This window comes from Cupriavidus sp. Met-2, assembly GCF_049843575.1.
In the GTDB taxonomy this organism is placed as follows: domain Bacteria; phylum Pseudomonadota; class Gammaproteobacteria; order Burkholderiales; family Burkholderiaceae; genus Cupriavidus; species Cupriavidus metallidurans.
Genome location: NZ_JBBHZL010000009.1, coordinates 35823 through 50456, shown reverse-complemented (window position 1 = coordinate 50456; position 14634 = coordinate 35823). Strand labels below are relative to the sequence as shown.

Annotated in this window: 15 protein-coding genes and 1 pseudogene; 8 read left to right on the top strand and 8 right to left on the bottom strand. The window is 65.5% G+C overall.

Features of this window, described 5'->3' with window-relative positions; translation table 11 throughout:
* Nucleotides 1–17: 17 nt before the first annotated feature.
* Together WD006_RS19075 and WD006_RS19070 are read right to left on the bottom strand one after the other, a co-directional pair.
* A pseudogene (locus tag WD006_RS19075) lies at nucleotides 18–806 on the bottom strand (YoaK family protein); the annotation flags it as partial.
* Between the two features lie 105 nt (nucleotides 807–911).
* Nucleotides 912–1835 (bottom strand): sterol desaturase family protein, encoded by a 924-nt coding sequence (locus tag WD006_RS19070; RefSeq protein ID WP_011518393.1) that lies wholly within the window; start codon nucleotides 1833–1835, stop codon nucleotides 912–914.
* Nucleotides 1836–2086: 251 nt separating this feature from the next.
* Here WD006_RS19070 and WD006_RS19065 point away from each other — a divergent pair, with 251 nt between their 5' ends.
* The 6 genes from WD006_RS19065 (at nucleotide 2087) to WD006_RS19040 (ending at nucleotide 6940) form a co-directional block, all read left to right on the top strand.
* The gene (locus WD006_RS19065) at nucleotides 2087–2950 is read left to right on the top strand and encodes a hypothetical protein (protein ID WP_029308870.1); all 864 of its coding nucleotides are present in this window, start codon (nucleotides 2087–2089) and stop codon (nucleotides 2948–2950) included.
* Between the two features lie 71 nt (nucleotides 2951–3021).
* Nucleotides 3022–3351: a hypothetical protein gene (locus tag WD006_RS19060; protein ID WP_029308871.1), complete on the top strand. Its 330-nt coding sequence runs from the start codon at nucleotides 3022–3024 to the stop codon at nucleotides 3349–3351.
* 18 nt (nucleotides 3352–3369) lie between these two features.
* Nucleotides 3370–4083, top strand: coding sequence for a response regulator (locus tag WD006_RS19055; RefSeq protein WP_011518396.1), 714 nt, complete (start codon nucleotides 3370–3372; stop codon nucleotides 4081–4083).
* On the top strand, nucleotides 4083–5396 hold the full coding sequence (locus tag WD006_RS19050; RefSeq protein ID WP_029308872.1) for an ATP-binding protein: 1314 nt from the start codon (nucleotides 4083–4085) through the stop codon (nucleotides 5394–5396). Before WD006_RS19055 ends, WD006_RS19050 begins: the two co-directional genes overlap by 1 nt.
* Before the next feature lie 123 nt (nucleotides 5397–5519).
* Nucleotides 5520–6275 carry a DUF4410 domain-containing protein gene (locus WD006_RS19045; RefSeq protein WP_029308873.1) on the top strand — a complete coding sequence of 252 codons (756 nt, stop codon included), beginning with the start codon at nucleotides 5520–5522 and terminating at the stop codon, nucleotides 6273–6275.
* Nucleotides 6276–6499: 224 nt separating this feature from the next.
* Nucleotides 6500–6940: a MarR family winged helix-turn-helix transcriptional regulator gene (locus tag WD006_RS19040; RefSeq protein WP_029308874.1), complete on the top strand. Its 441-nt coding sequence runs from the start codon at nucleotides 6500–6502 to the stop codon at nucleotides 6938–6940.
* A gap of 64 nt (nucleotides 6941–7004) precedes the next feature.
* On the opposite strand, the gene WD006_RS19035 is transcribed toward WD006_RS19040, so the two are convergent.
* The 4 genes from WD006_RS19035 to WD006_RS19020 all read right to left on the bottom strand — a co-directional run bounded on the left by WD006_RS19035 (nucleotide 7005) and on the right by WD006_RS19020 (nucleotide 11318).
* Nucleotides 7005–7742 carry an aspartate/glutamate racemase family protein gene (locus tag WD006_RS19035; protein ID WP_011518400.1) on the bottom strand — a complete coding sequence of 246 codons (738 nt, stop codon included), beginning with the start codon at nucleotides 7740–7742 and terminating at the stop codon, nucleotides 7005–7007.
* A 6-nt stretch (nucleotides 7743–7748) separates the two neighbouring features.
* Entirely contained in the window at nucleotides 7749–9248 is a 1500-nt protein-coding gene (hydA, locus tag WD006_RS19030; protein WP_227874008.1) for a dihydropyrimidinase, read from the bottom strand.
* A complete protein-coding gene (locus tag WD006_RS19025) occupies nucleotides 9193–9921 on the bottom strand; it encodes a maleate cis-trans isomerase family protein (protein ID WP_029308875.1) in 729 nt (242 codons plus the stop codon). Before WD006_RS19025 ends, hydA begins: the two co-directional genes overlap by 56 nt.
* A gap of 95 nt (nucleotides 9922–10016) precedes the next feature.
* Nucleotides 10017–11318 carry an MFS transporter gene (locus WD006_RS19020; protein ID WP_011518403.1) on the bottom strand — a complete coding sequence of 434 codons (1302 nt, stop codon included), beginning with the start codon at nucleotides 11316–11318 and terminating at the stop codon, nucleotides 10017–10019.
* A 187-nt stretch (nucleotides 11319–11505) separates the two neighbouring features.
* On the opposite strand from WD006_RS19020, the gene WD006_RS19015 reads away from it, so the two are divergent.
* Together WD006_RS19015 and WD006_RS19010 are read left to right on the top strand one after the other, a co-directional pair.
* Nucleotides 11506–12225: a GntR family transcriptional regulator gene (locus WD006_RS19015; RefSeq protein ID WP_029308876.1), complete on the top strand. Its 720-nt coding sequence runs from the start codon at nucleotides 11506–11508 to the stop codon at nucleotides 12223–12225.
* Between the two features lie 170 nt (nucleotides 12226–12395).
* Nucleotides 12396–13166, top strand: coding sequence for a substrate-binding domain-containing protein (locus WD006_RS19010; RefSeq protein WP_029308877.1), 771 nt, complete (start codon nucleotides 12396–12398; stop codon nucleotides 13164–13166).
* A 52-nt stretch (nucleotides 13167–13218) separates the two neighbouring features.
* Here WD006_RS19010 and WD006_RS19005 read toward each other — a convergent pair whose 3' ends face one another.
* Complete coding sequence (locus WD006_RS19005) at nucleotides 13219–13707, bottom strand: RidA family protein (protein WP_227874007.1); 489 nt, start codon at nucleotides 13705–13707, stop codon at nucleotides 13219–13221.
* 93 nt (nucleotides 13708–13800) lie between these two features.
* The gene (locus WD006_RS19000) at nucleotides 13801–14535 is read right to left on the bottom strand and encodes an SDR family NAD(P)-dependent oxidoreductase (protein WP_011518407.1); all 735 of its coding nucleotides are present in this window, start codon (nucleotides 14533–14535) and stop codon (nucleotides 13801–13803) included.
* Between the last annotated feature and the right edge of the window lie 99 nt (nucleotides 14536–14634).

Below are 14634 nucleotides of genomic sequence, written 5' to 3'. Positions count from 1 at the left end.
TACCTGCCCCGCGCGCCCCAGCGCCGCGCGCGGCGCGCGGAATCGGCGCGGTGGACGCGCAGCAGCAATCGTGTCAGCAGATCGTCGGCAACCGGGATGATGGCCACGATGAGCAGCAGTGCGGCCAGCGGCAGCGTGGCGGCATAGCCGAGCGTGCTGAACGCCTGCGCGCCGACGATGCCACCCACCAGGAACATGCCGACCAGCACCGTGAGCAGACGCAGCTTGTGGCGGTCGGCCATGACCGGCCGGCTATTGGGGCGCACCGCGGCGTTCCAGTAGAACAGCTTGCCCAGTTCGATGCCGATGTCGGTCACCATGCCTGTCACGTGCGTGGTACGGATCTCGGCGTTGGAGAGTTTGGTGATCAGGGCGTTCTGCAGGCCCATCATGAAGCACAGCAGCATCACGGTGGCCGGCACGAACAGCCAGTCCATATCGTTGAGATGGCTGCCCAGCAGCCCGAAGCAGAGCAGCAGGGTGGCTTCGACCAGTAACGGAATCGCGTATTCGCTGCGCAGGCGGGCTCTTCTCGCCCAGTTGACCAGGATCGCCGTGGTGCCCGCCCCGGCCAGGAACGACGCCAGTGCGCCGATGCCGTGTACCACCAGCCCGTATCGCTGCAGCACCAGGTCGTCCGCGATGGCGGAGACGACGCCGGACATGTGGGATGTGTATTGCTGCACCGCAAGAAAGCCGCCCGCGTTGGCCGCGCCTGCCACGAAACACAACACGCGCGCCAGGCGGCGATTGGAGACCGGGTTACGGTGACGGGCGGTCAGACTGCGCAGGAACCCGATCGGCATGGTCGTAGAGGCAGGGTATGGCGAAAACACTAATCATACGATCACTGCCCACCGGGCCGTGAGCCCTCCGAGGGGTTTGGCGCTCTGGCCCGGCGTTTTCAGCATCTAGACAACGCCCGGCCGCTGCCATCCGGCCTGCCGCAGTTCCTCTTGCTGGCGGCGCAGGATCTCGGTGGTGGTGCCCTTGCCATTGGGCGCCCAGCCCGGCGGCATGATCAGGTACGCGGCGGCGTGCCAGAGCTTCGAGGCGGAGGCCATGTCCCGACCCAGGCTGACCCAGTGCTCGAACTGGTTGACGATCGGGTTCTGCGTGGTGGTCGGATGGACCAGTCCGTAGCGGCATGGCTCATCGGCGCGCTCTTCCACATAGGTGCCGAACAGGCGGTCGAAGATGATCAGCACGCCACCGTAGTTGGCGTCGAGGTAGTCGATGTTCGACGCGTGATGGACGCGGTGGGCCGACGGCGTGTTGAACACGTACTCAAACCAGCCGAGCTTGGGCATCCAGTCGTTATGCAGCCAGAACTGGTAGAGCAGGTTGAGCGAAAGCGTGGCCAGCACCACTTCGGGGCGCACGCCGAGCAGGACCAGCGGCGCGAAGAACACGGCGCTGCCGGTGAGCTTGCCGGTCCAGCCCAGCCGGTACGCGGACGTGAGCGTGAGCTGGTTGGGGGAGTGATGCACGGCGTGCGTGGCCCAGAAGAAGCGGATGCGGTGCGCGGCACGGTGGTACCAGTAGTAGCAGAACTCCTGGCCGACGAAGAGCAGGAAGACAGCCAGCGCGCTGTTCAGCGTGATCGTGAACAGGCGGTGATCCCAGGCGAACGAGAAAACCGGCGCGGCCAGCGAGAGCGGCAGCAGCACCGACAGCTTGCGTCCGGCCAGGTCGGCCAAGGACAGCCAGACCTCGTTCCACGAGAACGGTTTGACGCCGTCGCGACGCTTGCGCCACAGGACGAATGCCTCGATCAGCGAGACGGTGACGACGAACGCGGTGACGTACATCGCAAACTTGCCAGTGATGACCATGGTGAACCTCGGTGAAATCTGTGTATTCGGTGGATTCGGTGCGGGGCGCGGTTGTGCCGCGTCGGTGAGGCAACTCTAGCGGCGGGCGATCCGGGAATCCACTAGGGAATTATTTCGCCCAATGTCACGCGGCTGGCCTTGACATTTCCCGACATGATTTCCGGGGCGACGCCCGTGGATCGTCGTCCTATAGTTCGGCCCGTCGACACGCCAGGTCGTGTTGCAGCGCACCGAATCGAAAGGACTTCAAGATGATTTCACGCACCCGGATCGCCGCCACCGGCGTACTGCTCCTGCTGGCCAGCACGTCCGCATCCGCCTGGACCGGCCACGGCACGACCTATACGCCACGCGGCACCTACAACGGCGCTCACTTCGGATCGTGCGGCGGTGGAAGCTGCTCGCACGCCGGCGGCGTGGTTGGCCCCTACGGTGGCCTGGCCACCAACACCGGAACGGTTACCCGCACCGCGCCCGGCCAGTTCTCGAACGCCGGCACGGCGGTGGGACCGAACGGCCGTTCGGTGCAGCACGATGGCAGCACTAGTTGCGCGAGCGGTACCTGCTCGCACAGCGGTGACATGACTGGCGCCAACGGCCGTAGCGCTACCACCAGCGGCAGCGTCACCCGCGAGGCGCCGGGCCAATACAGCTCGTCCGGCACCGTGACGGCCGGCAACGGCAACACGTACAACCACGCGGCATCGACGGCCTGCGCAGGCGGCACCTGCGATCGCTCCGGAGCGGTAAGTGGCAGCTATGGCGGCACCGTCACCCACGCCGGCAGCGCCACGCGCGTGTCGTCCGGCGTGGTGACCACCGGCGGTGGCGCGACGGTCGTGCATGGCAGCGCGGTGTCGACCGGGGGCACGGTCGTGGTCGGTGCCGCGCCAGTGGCGTATGTGCCGCCGCCTCCGGTGGCAGTCGTGGCAACGGTGCCGGTGGCGCCGCCTCCCCCGCCGCTGGCCGGGCCCGTTTATGTCGCGCCGCCGCTTCCGGCCGTCGTGGTCACGGCCAAGGCACCGCCGCCGGTCTATGTGGCGCCGCCGCGTGTGGCTGTCTGGGTGCCGGCGCATTGGGTCGGCCGCGTCTACGTGCCCGCGCACTGGGCCTGACTTGCACCGGTGCGCACCGGTGCGCGCCAGTCCAGATTGATTTCCCAACTTTTGCATCCACGGAGTAGATCGTGAAGAAGATGATGGCAGTACTTATCTTGTGTATTGTTTCGGCAGGCGCGCATGCACAGAGCCGGTTGATGGCAATGGGGGCGATGGGGGCGATGGGCGGTGCCGCGGGCGGCGACCGTATCGAGCATGCCGAAGCGGCGGCACAGCAATTGCAGGCCCGCTTCGCGAACGCGAACACCACGCATGACGGCAAACTGACCCGCGCCCAGGCGGCTGCCGGTATGCCGATGGTGGCGAAGCATTTCGACGAGATCGACACGCAGCGCAGCGGCTATGTGACGCTGCGGCAGATCGAGATTTTCATGGCCCAACGGATGTCGGCTCGCTGAACGCATGGGAGACGCGGCATGGAGCAGGTGAACCGGATAATCGTGCTCGATGACGAGGCGGAGCTGCGCAATATGCTGCAGCGCTTCCTGACCGGGCATGGCTTTCACGTGCGTGCGGTGGCGGACGGCAAGCAACTCAATCGCTACCTGCAGCGCGAACCGTACGACCTGCTCGTGCTCGATCTGATGATGGAGCCAGAGGATGGCCTCTCGGTCTGCCGCAGGCTTCGTGCCGAGGGCCAGACGCTGCCCATCCTGATGCTGACCGCCAAGGGCGATCCGGCCGATCGCGTGATCGGGCTCGATACCGGCGCGGACGACTATCTGGCCAAGCCGTTCCTGCCCGACGAACTGGTGGCCCGCATCCGTGCGTTGCTGCGCCGCCAGAAGATCGCCGCCGGCGATCCCACCGTGGCTTCCCAGACGCTGAGCTTTGGCGAGTTCCGCTTCGATGTCGGCAAGCAGACGCTGACGCGCGCGGGCGTGCCGGTGGAAGTGCACTCTGCCCAGATGCTGCTGCTCCAGGCGCTGGGCGCTTCGCCAAACCGGCCGGTCAGCCGTGAGAACCTGCTGGCCCGCGCGCGCGGCCGCGATCATGACGCGCTCGATCGCAGTATCGACGTGCAGATTCTGAGGCTGCGCCAGATCGTCGAGGAAGATCCGTCCAAACCACGCTTCATCAAGACGGTTTGGGGGGTGGGATACATGCTGGTGGCCGGCGTGGAGGCGTGATGCGAATCGGACTGCCGCGCTCGCTGCTGGCTCGCAACATCGCGCTGCTGGTGGCGCTGGTGGCGTTCACGCAGGTGTGTTCGCTGATGGTGCTGCTGCACTTCGCGCAACGCCCGCGCGTGGAGCGCGCCGCGACGGTGTTCGCGCACTACGTGTCAATGCTCGATGGCGTGATGGCGGCCATGCCGGCCGAAGAAGCCAGAGTGGCCGTGGCGCGCCTGGGTGGTCAGACGGACGCGCCGGCAGTGGACGATGTGATGGAAGCGCGGGCGCTGCATCCGTTCCGCACCTGGCAGCGCGACGTGTTCATGGACGAGCTGCACAAGGCCCTGCCACCCGATATGCCGGTGCAGTGGCAGGATGCGGGCGACAACGAGCGGCTCTGGATCCGCATTCGCGCAGCCGGGGTGCCAACGTGGGTGGCCTTGCCGATGACCGCCGATGCGCAGGCCAGCGGCATCACGGCTGCCATTGCGCTTTCCGCGGCGCTCGGGCTGCTGGCAGCGCTGACCGGATACCTGATCCAGCGCCATATCAATCGGCCGTTGCAGGACCTGGCGCGCGCGGCGTTGCACGTCAGCGCCGGAGAGACGCCCGCGCCGCTGCCCACCGATGGGCCGACCGAGATATCGCAGGTCAGCAGTGCGTTCAATCGCATGACTGAAGCCCTGCAGCAGACCGAGAAGACGCGCGCGCTGATGCTGGCCGGTATTTCGCACGATATCCGCACGCCGCTGACCAAGTTGCGTCTGGCGATGGCGATGGCGTTGCCGCGCGGGACGGACGATGCGTTCGTGGGCTCGGTGGAAGGCTACCTCGATCGCATCGACACGATCCTCCAGCAGTTCATGGACTACGCGGGCAGTGGCGAACGCGAGGCCCCGCAGCCGGGTGACCTCAATGCGCTGGTGCGCCAGCTTGCGTCCGACTTCGCCGGGCTCGGCCATGAATTCGAACTCGATCTCGGCGATCTGCCGCCGGTTTCGTATCGCCCGACGAGCATGTTGCGCCTGTTGATGAACCTGATGCAGAACGCCATTAACTATGGTCGTACGGGACTGATGGTGCGCACATGGAAGGAAGGCGGCGCCGCGCATGTTGCCGTTTGCGATCGTGGCATCGGTATCAGCGTGGCCGAGCTCGAACAGCTGCGCGCCCCGTTCAGCCGCGGCGACAATGCGCGCGGGCACTCGGGCGGCACGGGGCTCGGGCTGGCCATCGTCGAGCGGATCGCGCGACTGCACGGCGGATCACTCGCGTTCCGTCCGCGCGAGGGCGGTGGACTGGAAGTGGTGGTGTCGTTGCCCGTATGACATTGAATGAAATAGTTCTTGCCTGGCCTGTTGCATGGCCGCATCCGATACTGGGTCTGCTGGCGCCGAAACCACGCCGCCCCCAAATAGATCCATTAGCAGACCCACTAGCAGGACTTCGACATGCAGACCGTATTTCAATCCATTCAGCGTAACGCCAGCCGCCTGACCCTCGCCGCCTTCGCGGCCACGTCGATGCTGATGGCCGGTTGCGCTTCCGCGACCACGATGATTTCCGACGCATCCGTGCCGGCCACGCTGGCCCACGTGTCGGCCGACGTGATCTACGTGCGCGGCTTCGACGTGAGCGCGAGCCAGGTGCGTGTTGATGACAACGTGATGCACCGTGTCAAGGCCATGGCGACTGGCGATGCCGGCGCGCTCTCGGAGGACCAGACCGCGGTCGATGCACGCAATGCGGTAGCCGACGAAATCGTGGGCGATCTGCGGGCCAAGGGTTTGCATGCCGAGCGCATCGACGGCCCGGTGCCGACCGATGTCAACGCGCTGATTGTCGAGGGCCGCTTTGACAAGATCGACGAAGGCAAGTCCCGCCGCCGGATGCTGATTGGCCTTGGCGCGGGCAAGAGCGATGTGTCGACGTCGGTGCAGGTGTTCTATCAACCCGCGCACGGCACGCCGGTCCCGGTCGAACTGTTCCAGACCAGCGCCAACAGTGGGCATATGCCGGGAATCGCGGAGACCGCAGGGATCGGAGCCGCCGCTGGCGCGCTGACGACCGCCGCTGCGGCTGGTGCGGGCGTGCATGGGGTGACGGAGATGAAGCGTGACAGCATCTCGGCGGAAGCCAGGCGCGTGGGCGATGCTGTCGCGAAGCAAGTGGCGGGCGTGGTGGAGAAGCTGTCGAAGACGGTTTGAGCGTCGGTGGGCCTGCCGGGCGCAGGCTCGCCGGATAGTGCGGTGACTCTTGGGAAGCAGGAGGGGAGACAGGGGGAGACAGGGCTGCCAGGGCAATCCCGCCAGCTCTGCCCGATTTCTGCTTTCACGCAATGGATGAGGCCGGTACCCGCCAAAAGGCTTTTCTCGACCTGGCGCATCAGATACATTGGCGTTTCACGAACGGGTCAGGGTGCCGCGAAGCCGTGAAACACTACTCCTCCGAAAACTTCCACCTCACGCAAAGCATCGGATTCCATCTCAACCGGGCACGCAACATCCTGTTGATGGAGATGGATGCCGCACTGCGGCCACTCGACATCACGGGCCAGCAGATGGGCATCCTGCTGTCGCTGACGCGCGGCGTGGCCACCACGCCGTTCGAGATCAGCAAGGTGCTTGGGATCGATACCGGCCTGATGACGCGGATGCTCGACAAGCTCGAGAGCCGCGGATTGCTACAGCGCCAGCGTAGCATCGAGGACCGGCGGGTGATTCATCTGCTCCTGACGGACAAGGGCAGGGAAGTGGCGACCCGCATTCCCGAGATCGCGCCCGAAGTGCTCAACCATCGGCTGCGCGATTTCTCCACGGAGGAATTCTGCGAGTTCCTGCGGCTGCTGCGCAAATTCACCGATTCCGACTAGGCCGGACCCGCGAATCGCTGGGGTGCGCGGCGGATGCCGCTTCCCCCTTCCCGCGAGCGGCGGCTTAATCGAGCAGGCGCGACAACGCAGGCGGCAGCCCCGCGTTGGGCTTGCGCGGTGGGCGCGCAAAGCTGCCCTCTCGCGCGCTGCCGGCTTGCAGCGCCACCAGCGATTCGCAATGCCGCACGGCGCTGCTGACGCCGTCCACCACCGGTACCGGAATACGGCCCTTGAGCGAGCGGGCCAGTCCGGCCAGCGGCGCGCCGGCCACGATGATCACGTCGGCGCCGTCCTCGCGCACAGCTTGCAGCGCGAGTTCTTCCAGACGTGCCGAGTGGTCTTCCTGCACGCTGCCAATATCGCGCAGCGGTTCCTGCAATGAGCGGATGCTGGCCAGCCGGTCGCCCAAGCCATTGGCCGCCACGCATTCGCGATACCACGCCTGAATGCGGTGTGAAATCGCGATGATGGAGAAACGCTGCCCCAACAGGCAGGCGCTGGCCAGCGCGGCTTCCGTCATGCCTACCACGGGTACGTCGAACAACTCCTTCAGACCGGCCAGGCCGGGGTCGCCAAACGCGGCGACGATCAGGCCGTCGAACTGGCCCGCGTGCTCGGCGGCGGCGCAGGCGGTGGCATAGCCACCCACCAGTGCTTCGAAGCGCGTTTCGATATAGGCCACGCCGAACGGGGCGGTTGCCATCGTGATGCGGGTGTCCGGCGACACAGTGCGCTGGGCCTCGGCGTGAATCAGGTCGGTGACCGACTCACTGATATTCGGATTGACGATGAGCAGGTTCATGGCGAATCAGATCTCGGGTTGTCCAGCTTCGAGGAACTTGCCACGGCCGGCCGCAGGCTCCAGGTACTCGCCATTGCGCACGATCAGTTCGCCGCGCGAGAAGGTGGTCATCGGCCAGCCGGTGACCTCGATACCTTCATACGGCGTGTAGTCCACCGCGTGGTGCAGGTTGGCGTTGGCGATGCGCACCTTGCGCGTGGGGTCCCAGAGCACGATGTCCGCATCGGCGCCGACAGCAATCGTGCCCTTGCGCGGGTAGAGTCCGTAGATCTTGGCGGGGCGGTACGACGTGAGTTCCACGAACTGGTGCAGCGAGAGCTTGCCGCGCGCCACGCCGTCGAACAGCAGCGGCAGGCGGGTTTCGATGCCCGGCACGCCATTGGGGATGTGGTCGAACGGCTGCGCCGTGCCGCCCAGCTTCTTGCCTTCCGGATCGTCGTAGTTGAACGGCGCATGGTCCGACGAGAATACGCTGAATACGCCATTGGTCAGCGCACGCCAGACGGCGGCCTGGTTCTCCGGGTCGCGTGGCGGCGGGCTGCAAACGCACTTCGCGCCTTCGTAGCCGTCGTCGCCGCCCATGCCCATGTCCTCGGCGGTCAGGTACAGGTACTGCGGGCAGGTCTCCGCCAGTATCTTCATGCCACGACCCTGCGCCCAGCGGATTTGCTCGATGGCTTCCTTGCCGGAGACGTGCACGATCAGGATCGGCACGTCCACCAGTTCCGCGAACGTGATGGCGCGATGCGTGGCCTCGCGTTCGACGGCATCGGGGCGCGCCAGCGCGTGGAAGCGCGGCGCGATGCGGCCTTGCCCCACGAGCTTGTCGGTCAGCCACGAGATGCAGTCGGCATTCTCGGCGTGCACCATGACCAGCGCATTGTTCTGCCGCGCCACGTCGAGCACGGACAGCATTTCGCGGTCCGACAGCTTGAGGTCGTCATAGGTCATGTAGACCTTGAAGGAGCTATAGCCCTGGCGAATCAGTGACGGCAGTTCGTCCTGCAGCACGGCGGGGGTGGGGTCCGCCACGATCAGGTGGAACGCGTAGTCGATCACGGCGCGGCCATCGGCGCGGCGGTGATAGTCGTCCACGGCTGCCTTGAGCGACGCGCCTTTCTCCTGCGCGGCGAACGGGATCACGGTGGTCGTGCCGCCGCACGCAGCCGCGCGCGTGCCGGTGAAGAAGTCATCGGCCATGCGCATGCCGTCGGGCATCGGCTGGTCCAGATGGCAGTGGCCGTCCACGCCGCCGGGCAAGGCCAGCAGGCCGGTGGCGTCGATTTCGCTGGCAGCCGGCGGCAGGTCGTGGCCAAGTGCCACGATGCGGCCGCCGCGCACGCCAATGTCGCAACGGAAGCGGTCGGAGGCGGTGACCACGTCGGCGTTGCGGATTACCAGGTCGAGATTGTTGTCTGCGGGCATGGTCGTCACTCCGATGGATTGCCGGTCATTCGACTTCGCGGAACAGGCGGCCCCAACCCTGCAGCGCGCGGGTATCGACACCGGCCAGACGCAGCGACTTCCACACCACGGTGGCGATCGTGTCGTAGACCGGGATGCCGGTCTCGGCCTCGAGCGCTTCCACCAGATGCGCGGCATGCAGGTTGGTGCAGAACGTGGTGATGGCCTGAGGCTTTTCGGCGGCCAGCTCGCGCACCATCTTGCGGACGGTGTCCTCGTCCACTTCGGCGAAGCTGTAGTTCACATGCAATCCCAGGTGGCGCTCCGCGGAGCAGTCGAAACCGCTGCGCTGGTAGTTGGCGACGATGCGCTCCTGCACATCGTGCAGGTACGGCGTGGCCAGGCCGAAGCGGCGTGCGCCGGTCTTTTCCAGGATTTCGTTCAGGGCCAGTACGGATGTGGTGGCGGGGATGCCCGTGGCCTCGGTGATCTGGCGGCACAGCGCTTCATCCTTGTCAAAGCCGAGCCAGCCCGACGACGTGCCGTTCCACGCGATGACGTCCACACGGGCATCGGCCAGCAGGCGAGCGGCAGCAAGGATCTTCTCCAGATCGAACTGGCCGAGCGCCTGATCGCGCAGCGAAATCTCGGTCACGGTGAAGCGCGAGAAATGCGCGCTGACTTTGGGCAGGCCGCTGACCATCGCGCTGGTGATGGGTTCGAGCGCGGTGTTGGAGGACGGCGTGAGCATGCCGAGGCGAATCTGTCTGGTCATGATGGGTATTACTCAGGAGTTCAAACGGGCGCCGTCCGCAGGGCGGCGCCTCTGTGTGTGTGGGAATGCGGGGTTCCAGCGCTGCGGCGGTACCGTCAGACCGGAATCTTCTTTTCGTAGTCGATGTTGGTCGACGCCAGCAGCAGGCCGATGCCGCAGGCGGCAAAGAACATCAGCGCCAGGAAGTACGAGCCAGTGGCCTGGACGATCAGGCCGACGATGATCGGCACGCTGATGCCGGCGATGTTGCCGCCCAGGTTCATCACGCCGCCGAGGAAGCCCACCTTGTTGCGGGTGCCCAGCATCGACGGCACGGACCAGAACAGGCCGCACCAGCGCAGGAAGAACAGGGTGGAGGACAGCAGTACCACGACCGCTACGGGGTCGGTGACGTAGGCGACCGAGAAGATCGACACCGTAGCCACCACCGCGGCGATGCCGAACAGTGTGCGCATCACCACGTTCGGTCGTCCGCCGGCTTCCTTCCACTTGTCGGCGATCCAGCCGCCGATCAACTCGCCGACGAATCCGGCGAAGAAGATGATGAAGCTCGCGCCGCCCATCTGCTTCAGGTCGAAGCCGCGGGCCTTGCTCAGGTAGGTGGGCATCCAGGTTAGCAAGCCGTAGAACACGGCGTTGAAGCACATCCAGCTGATGGCCATGCACCATACCGAGCGGTACTTGAAGAAGTCCAGTGAACGGCCGCTCAGGTTGGTCGGCTCCTCGCTGTGCTCCAGGGCAAGCGCGTCCTCGATATGACGGGCTTCCTGTTCATTCACGCCCAGGTGTTCGCGCGGCGAGTTGCGGATGTACCACCATGCCACGAAGCCGGCCAGCACCGTGCCAACGCCGGCCACCACGAACGACAGGCGCCACGAGCCCAGTTCGCTGATCAGCCCGGCAATGATGAGCGAGCCAAGTGCCGCGCCCAGCGGCGCGCCGCCGTCGAGCAGCGTGGCGCCACGGCCACGTTCGTTCTTCGTCATCCAGATGGCATTGAGCTTGCCGCCGGCCGGGTAGATCGGCGCTTCCGCAGCGCCGAGCCCCAGCCGCGTCAGCAGCAGCGAGGTGGCATTGGTGCAGACCGCCGCCAGCGCCTGGAATGCACCCCAGAACACGGTAGCCGTAGCGATCACGATGCGCGGCTTGTACTTGTCGGCCAGCATGCCGCCCGGCACCTGCATGACGGCATAGGTCCAGAAGAACGAACTCAGGATCAGCCCCTGCATGGCGGGACTCAGGTCGAATTCCTTCGCGATCAGGGGCATGGCCACCGAGAGCGATGCGCGGTCGATGTAGTTGATCGCCACGAGGAGCAGCATCATCAGGAAGATCTTCCATCGCACGCTGCTGCGGGGAACCGCGAGCGAGGCCGCGGCGGGGCTTGTGGATTGCATGACGGGTGTCTCCTTGTCCTTGATGCCTTCGGTGAGGCGTTTGGTTTAGCGTGTCGCGCAACTGGACGCAGTATAGGATACGTAATCTGTAATTACAACATCTGTAAGTCATTGATTTATATAAATGACGAATGAACATATTAGGTGTGTGGTAGCCTCCTGATGGTGCAAATTCCCCAACCTGGTGATGTCTGTGACACAAGCGCTTCCCAAAACCGCCCGGCTCCGCACGCTGGGCATGTCCGCCGAGATCGCGGCGCGGTTGCGCACGATGATTCAGGAAGGCGAGCTGCCGCCGGGCGTGCGGATCGACGAGAAGGCCTTCTGCGAGGCCTTCGATGTGTCGAAGACGCCGTTGCGCGAAGCGCTGAAGGTGCTGGTGGCCGAGGGGCTGGTCCTGCATCGCCAGTACATCGGCTATCGCGTGGCGCCGCTCGATCTCGACGAACTGCGCGCCACATTCGAGACGTTGCACGGGCTGGAGGCACATGCCGGGGAACTGGCGGCGCGGCGGCTCAGCGATGCAGCCGTGACCAAGATCGAACGTCGCCATCAGGCCATGATCGACGCGCACGACGCCGGACGCCGCACTGACTACTTCCGCATCAACCAGGAAATCCACCAGCTCATCATCGACGGTGCCGGCAACGCCGTGCTGGCCGGCATCTATGCAATGCTGATGAGCAAGGTCCACCGCGCCCGTGGCGCGGCCAACGCGGACATGCTGCGCTGGCAGGAATCGCATACCGAGCACGAGGAGATCATCGCGGCGCTGCGCGAGCCGGGGCGTCCGCGCCTGGCCGACGTGCTGCGACGGCATTCGGAGAACACGGCGAAGGAGGTGTTGCGCGTGGTCGAGCAGACGCTGGCCGAGCCCGCGGCGCTGACAGGCGCTGACAGGCGCTGATGATTTCTCTCCAAACTGAGCGTCCTGCCGTTTTTCCGATGGATCAGCATCGCTCTTCAGGAATACTGAAGACGGCTTCACTAATTGTGGCTGGCTGCGCCGCCTGACGATACCTATAGTCCACGCCAGCGCGACTTTCCCCTACCGCGACGACAATGGAGACATAAAACATGATCAGGACATGGGTCGGCGCGTGCGCCGCGGTTGCGACGCTATTCGCCTCGACCGCCCAGGCCGAGGACATTCGCGTGATGACATCGGGCGGATTCACGGCCGCCTACAAGATCCTGGGTCCGCAATTCGCCGGGGAGAGCGGCAACACGCTGGAGACGACGCTTGGGCCGTCGATGGGGCAATCACCGGAAGCCATTCCGAACCGGCTGGCGCGCGGCGAGCAGGCCGACGTGGTGATCATGGTCGGCTACGCGCTAGACGATCTGATCAAGAAGGGTGTAGTCGATCCGAAGTCGCGCGTCGAACTGGCTGATTCGCGCATCGGCATGGTGGTGCGGCAGGGCGAGGTGGTGCCCGATATCCGTACCGTGGACGCGCTGCGTCGCGCGCTGATGCAGGCGAAGTCGATTGCCTATTCCGATAGCGCCAGCGGCGTTTACGTTCAGCGTGAACTGTTCAAGCGGCTTGGTGAGCCGGAGGTACTGGGCGCCAAGGCGAAGAAGATCGAGAAGACCCCGGTGGCCTCGGTCGTCGCCAATGGCGAGTACGAGATCGGTTTCCAGCAGGTGAGCGAGCTGTTGCCGGTGCCTGGTGTGAGTTTCGCCGGACGCATCCCCGAGGACGTGCAGTCGATCACGCGTTTCGCCGGCGGGATTCCTGTCAACGCTGCACACCCCGCGCTGGCAAAGGCGTTGCTCGACTACATGGCTGCGCCGGCCGCCCAGACGGTTGTGAAGGAGACGGGCCTCGATTCCGTCCCCCACTAGGTTTTTCGGAGACTGCAGTACTACCCCGGGGCCGGCGTTTGCCGGCCCTTTTTCATTGGGCGCCGATCTGGGCGATCACCACGAGGATGACCGCCGCATTGCCGGGCTGCTGGAAATGCGAGGAGATGGTCCGCGCATGGCCAGCCCTTGCGCCCAGCACATCCACGAGCAGATCGGAGGCGCCATCGATGACCGCCGGCTGCTGCAGCCATCCTTCCGCGCTGGCGATATGGCCTTCCACCCGCACGATGTGATCCAGTCGGTCGAAGCCACCCAGGTACGCGTGGATCTGGGCCAGTACGTTGAGCGCGGCCAGCACGGCGGCGCGCTGGCCTTCTTCCAGGGTCAGGTCCCTGCCGACCTGCCCCTGCCAGACGACCTTGCCGTTGGCCAGCGGCAATTGTCCGGAAACAAAGAGCAGGTCGCCTGCCTGGCTGACGGCGGTGTAGTTGCCCAAGGGCCGGGGCGGATCGGGCAGCATCAGGCCGCGCGCCGCGAGCCGTTGCAGCACGAAGGTATCGAACGAGTTGGCATGGATCACGAGGTGGCTCCGGTGATGATCACGGGACGGTGACGGTTGGGGCAGGGGCCGCCGTGGCTCGCAAGGGGCGCGGCGACGGCGGCACAAGACCATTCAGCGGCCGGCGCTGTAGCCGCCGTCTACTGCCAGCACGGTGCCGGATACGAAGTCCGCCTTGGCGAGGTAGAGCACGGCGGCGTTGATCTCGTCGATGCGGGCAATGCGGCCCAGTGGATGCAGGCGACCCAGGGCGTCGTGAGTTTCCGCTGCGTGCATCGGGGTGTCCGTCACGCCGGGCGCGACTGCATTCACGGTGACGCCGAACGGCGCCAGTTCCAGCGCCAGGGCTCGGGTGGCCTGATTGAGGCCGCCCTTGAGTGCCACGGCCAGCAGAGCCGGCACGCCGGCGTGCGGCTGCAGCGCGATCGATGCGGTGATGTTGATGATCTTGCCTTGCCGGCGCTCGCTCATATGCCGCGCGGCTTCCTGGGAGGGATACAGCGTGCCCTTCAGGTTTGTCGCGATCTGTAGCTCGATTTCCTCGGGCGTGAACTGCACGAAAGGCTTGGCGGAGAAGATGCCGGCGTTGTTGACCAGCACGTCGACATGACCGAAGCGCGCAATGGCCTGCGCGAAGACTTCGCGCGCGGTGTCCGGGAGCGCGACGTCGCCAGCCACGCCAACGAAGCGTTCGCCGGCGTCCAACTGCGCGGCCGTGGCTTGCAGGCGTTCCTGCGAGCGGCCGGTGCCGACCACGTTGTACCCCTCCTTCAGAAAGGCCTTGGCCAGACCCAGGCCGATGCCGCTGGTGGCGCCAGTGATGATGACGGTGGGATGCGTGTTGCTCATGATGTTCTCCAGAGAGATGGGTGACGGGGCCGGCGTAGCGTTTGCAGTGCCGCCTCCGGTTGAACACACTCTATTCCGGCATCAAAAAGCAAAAAACGG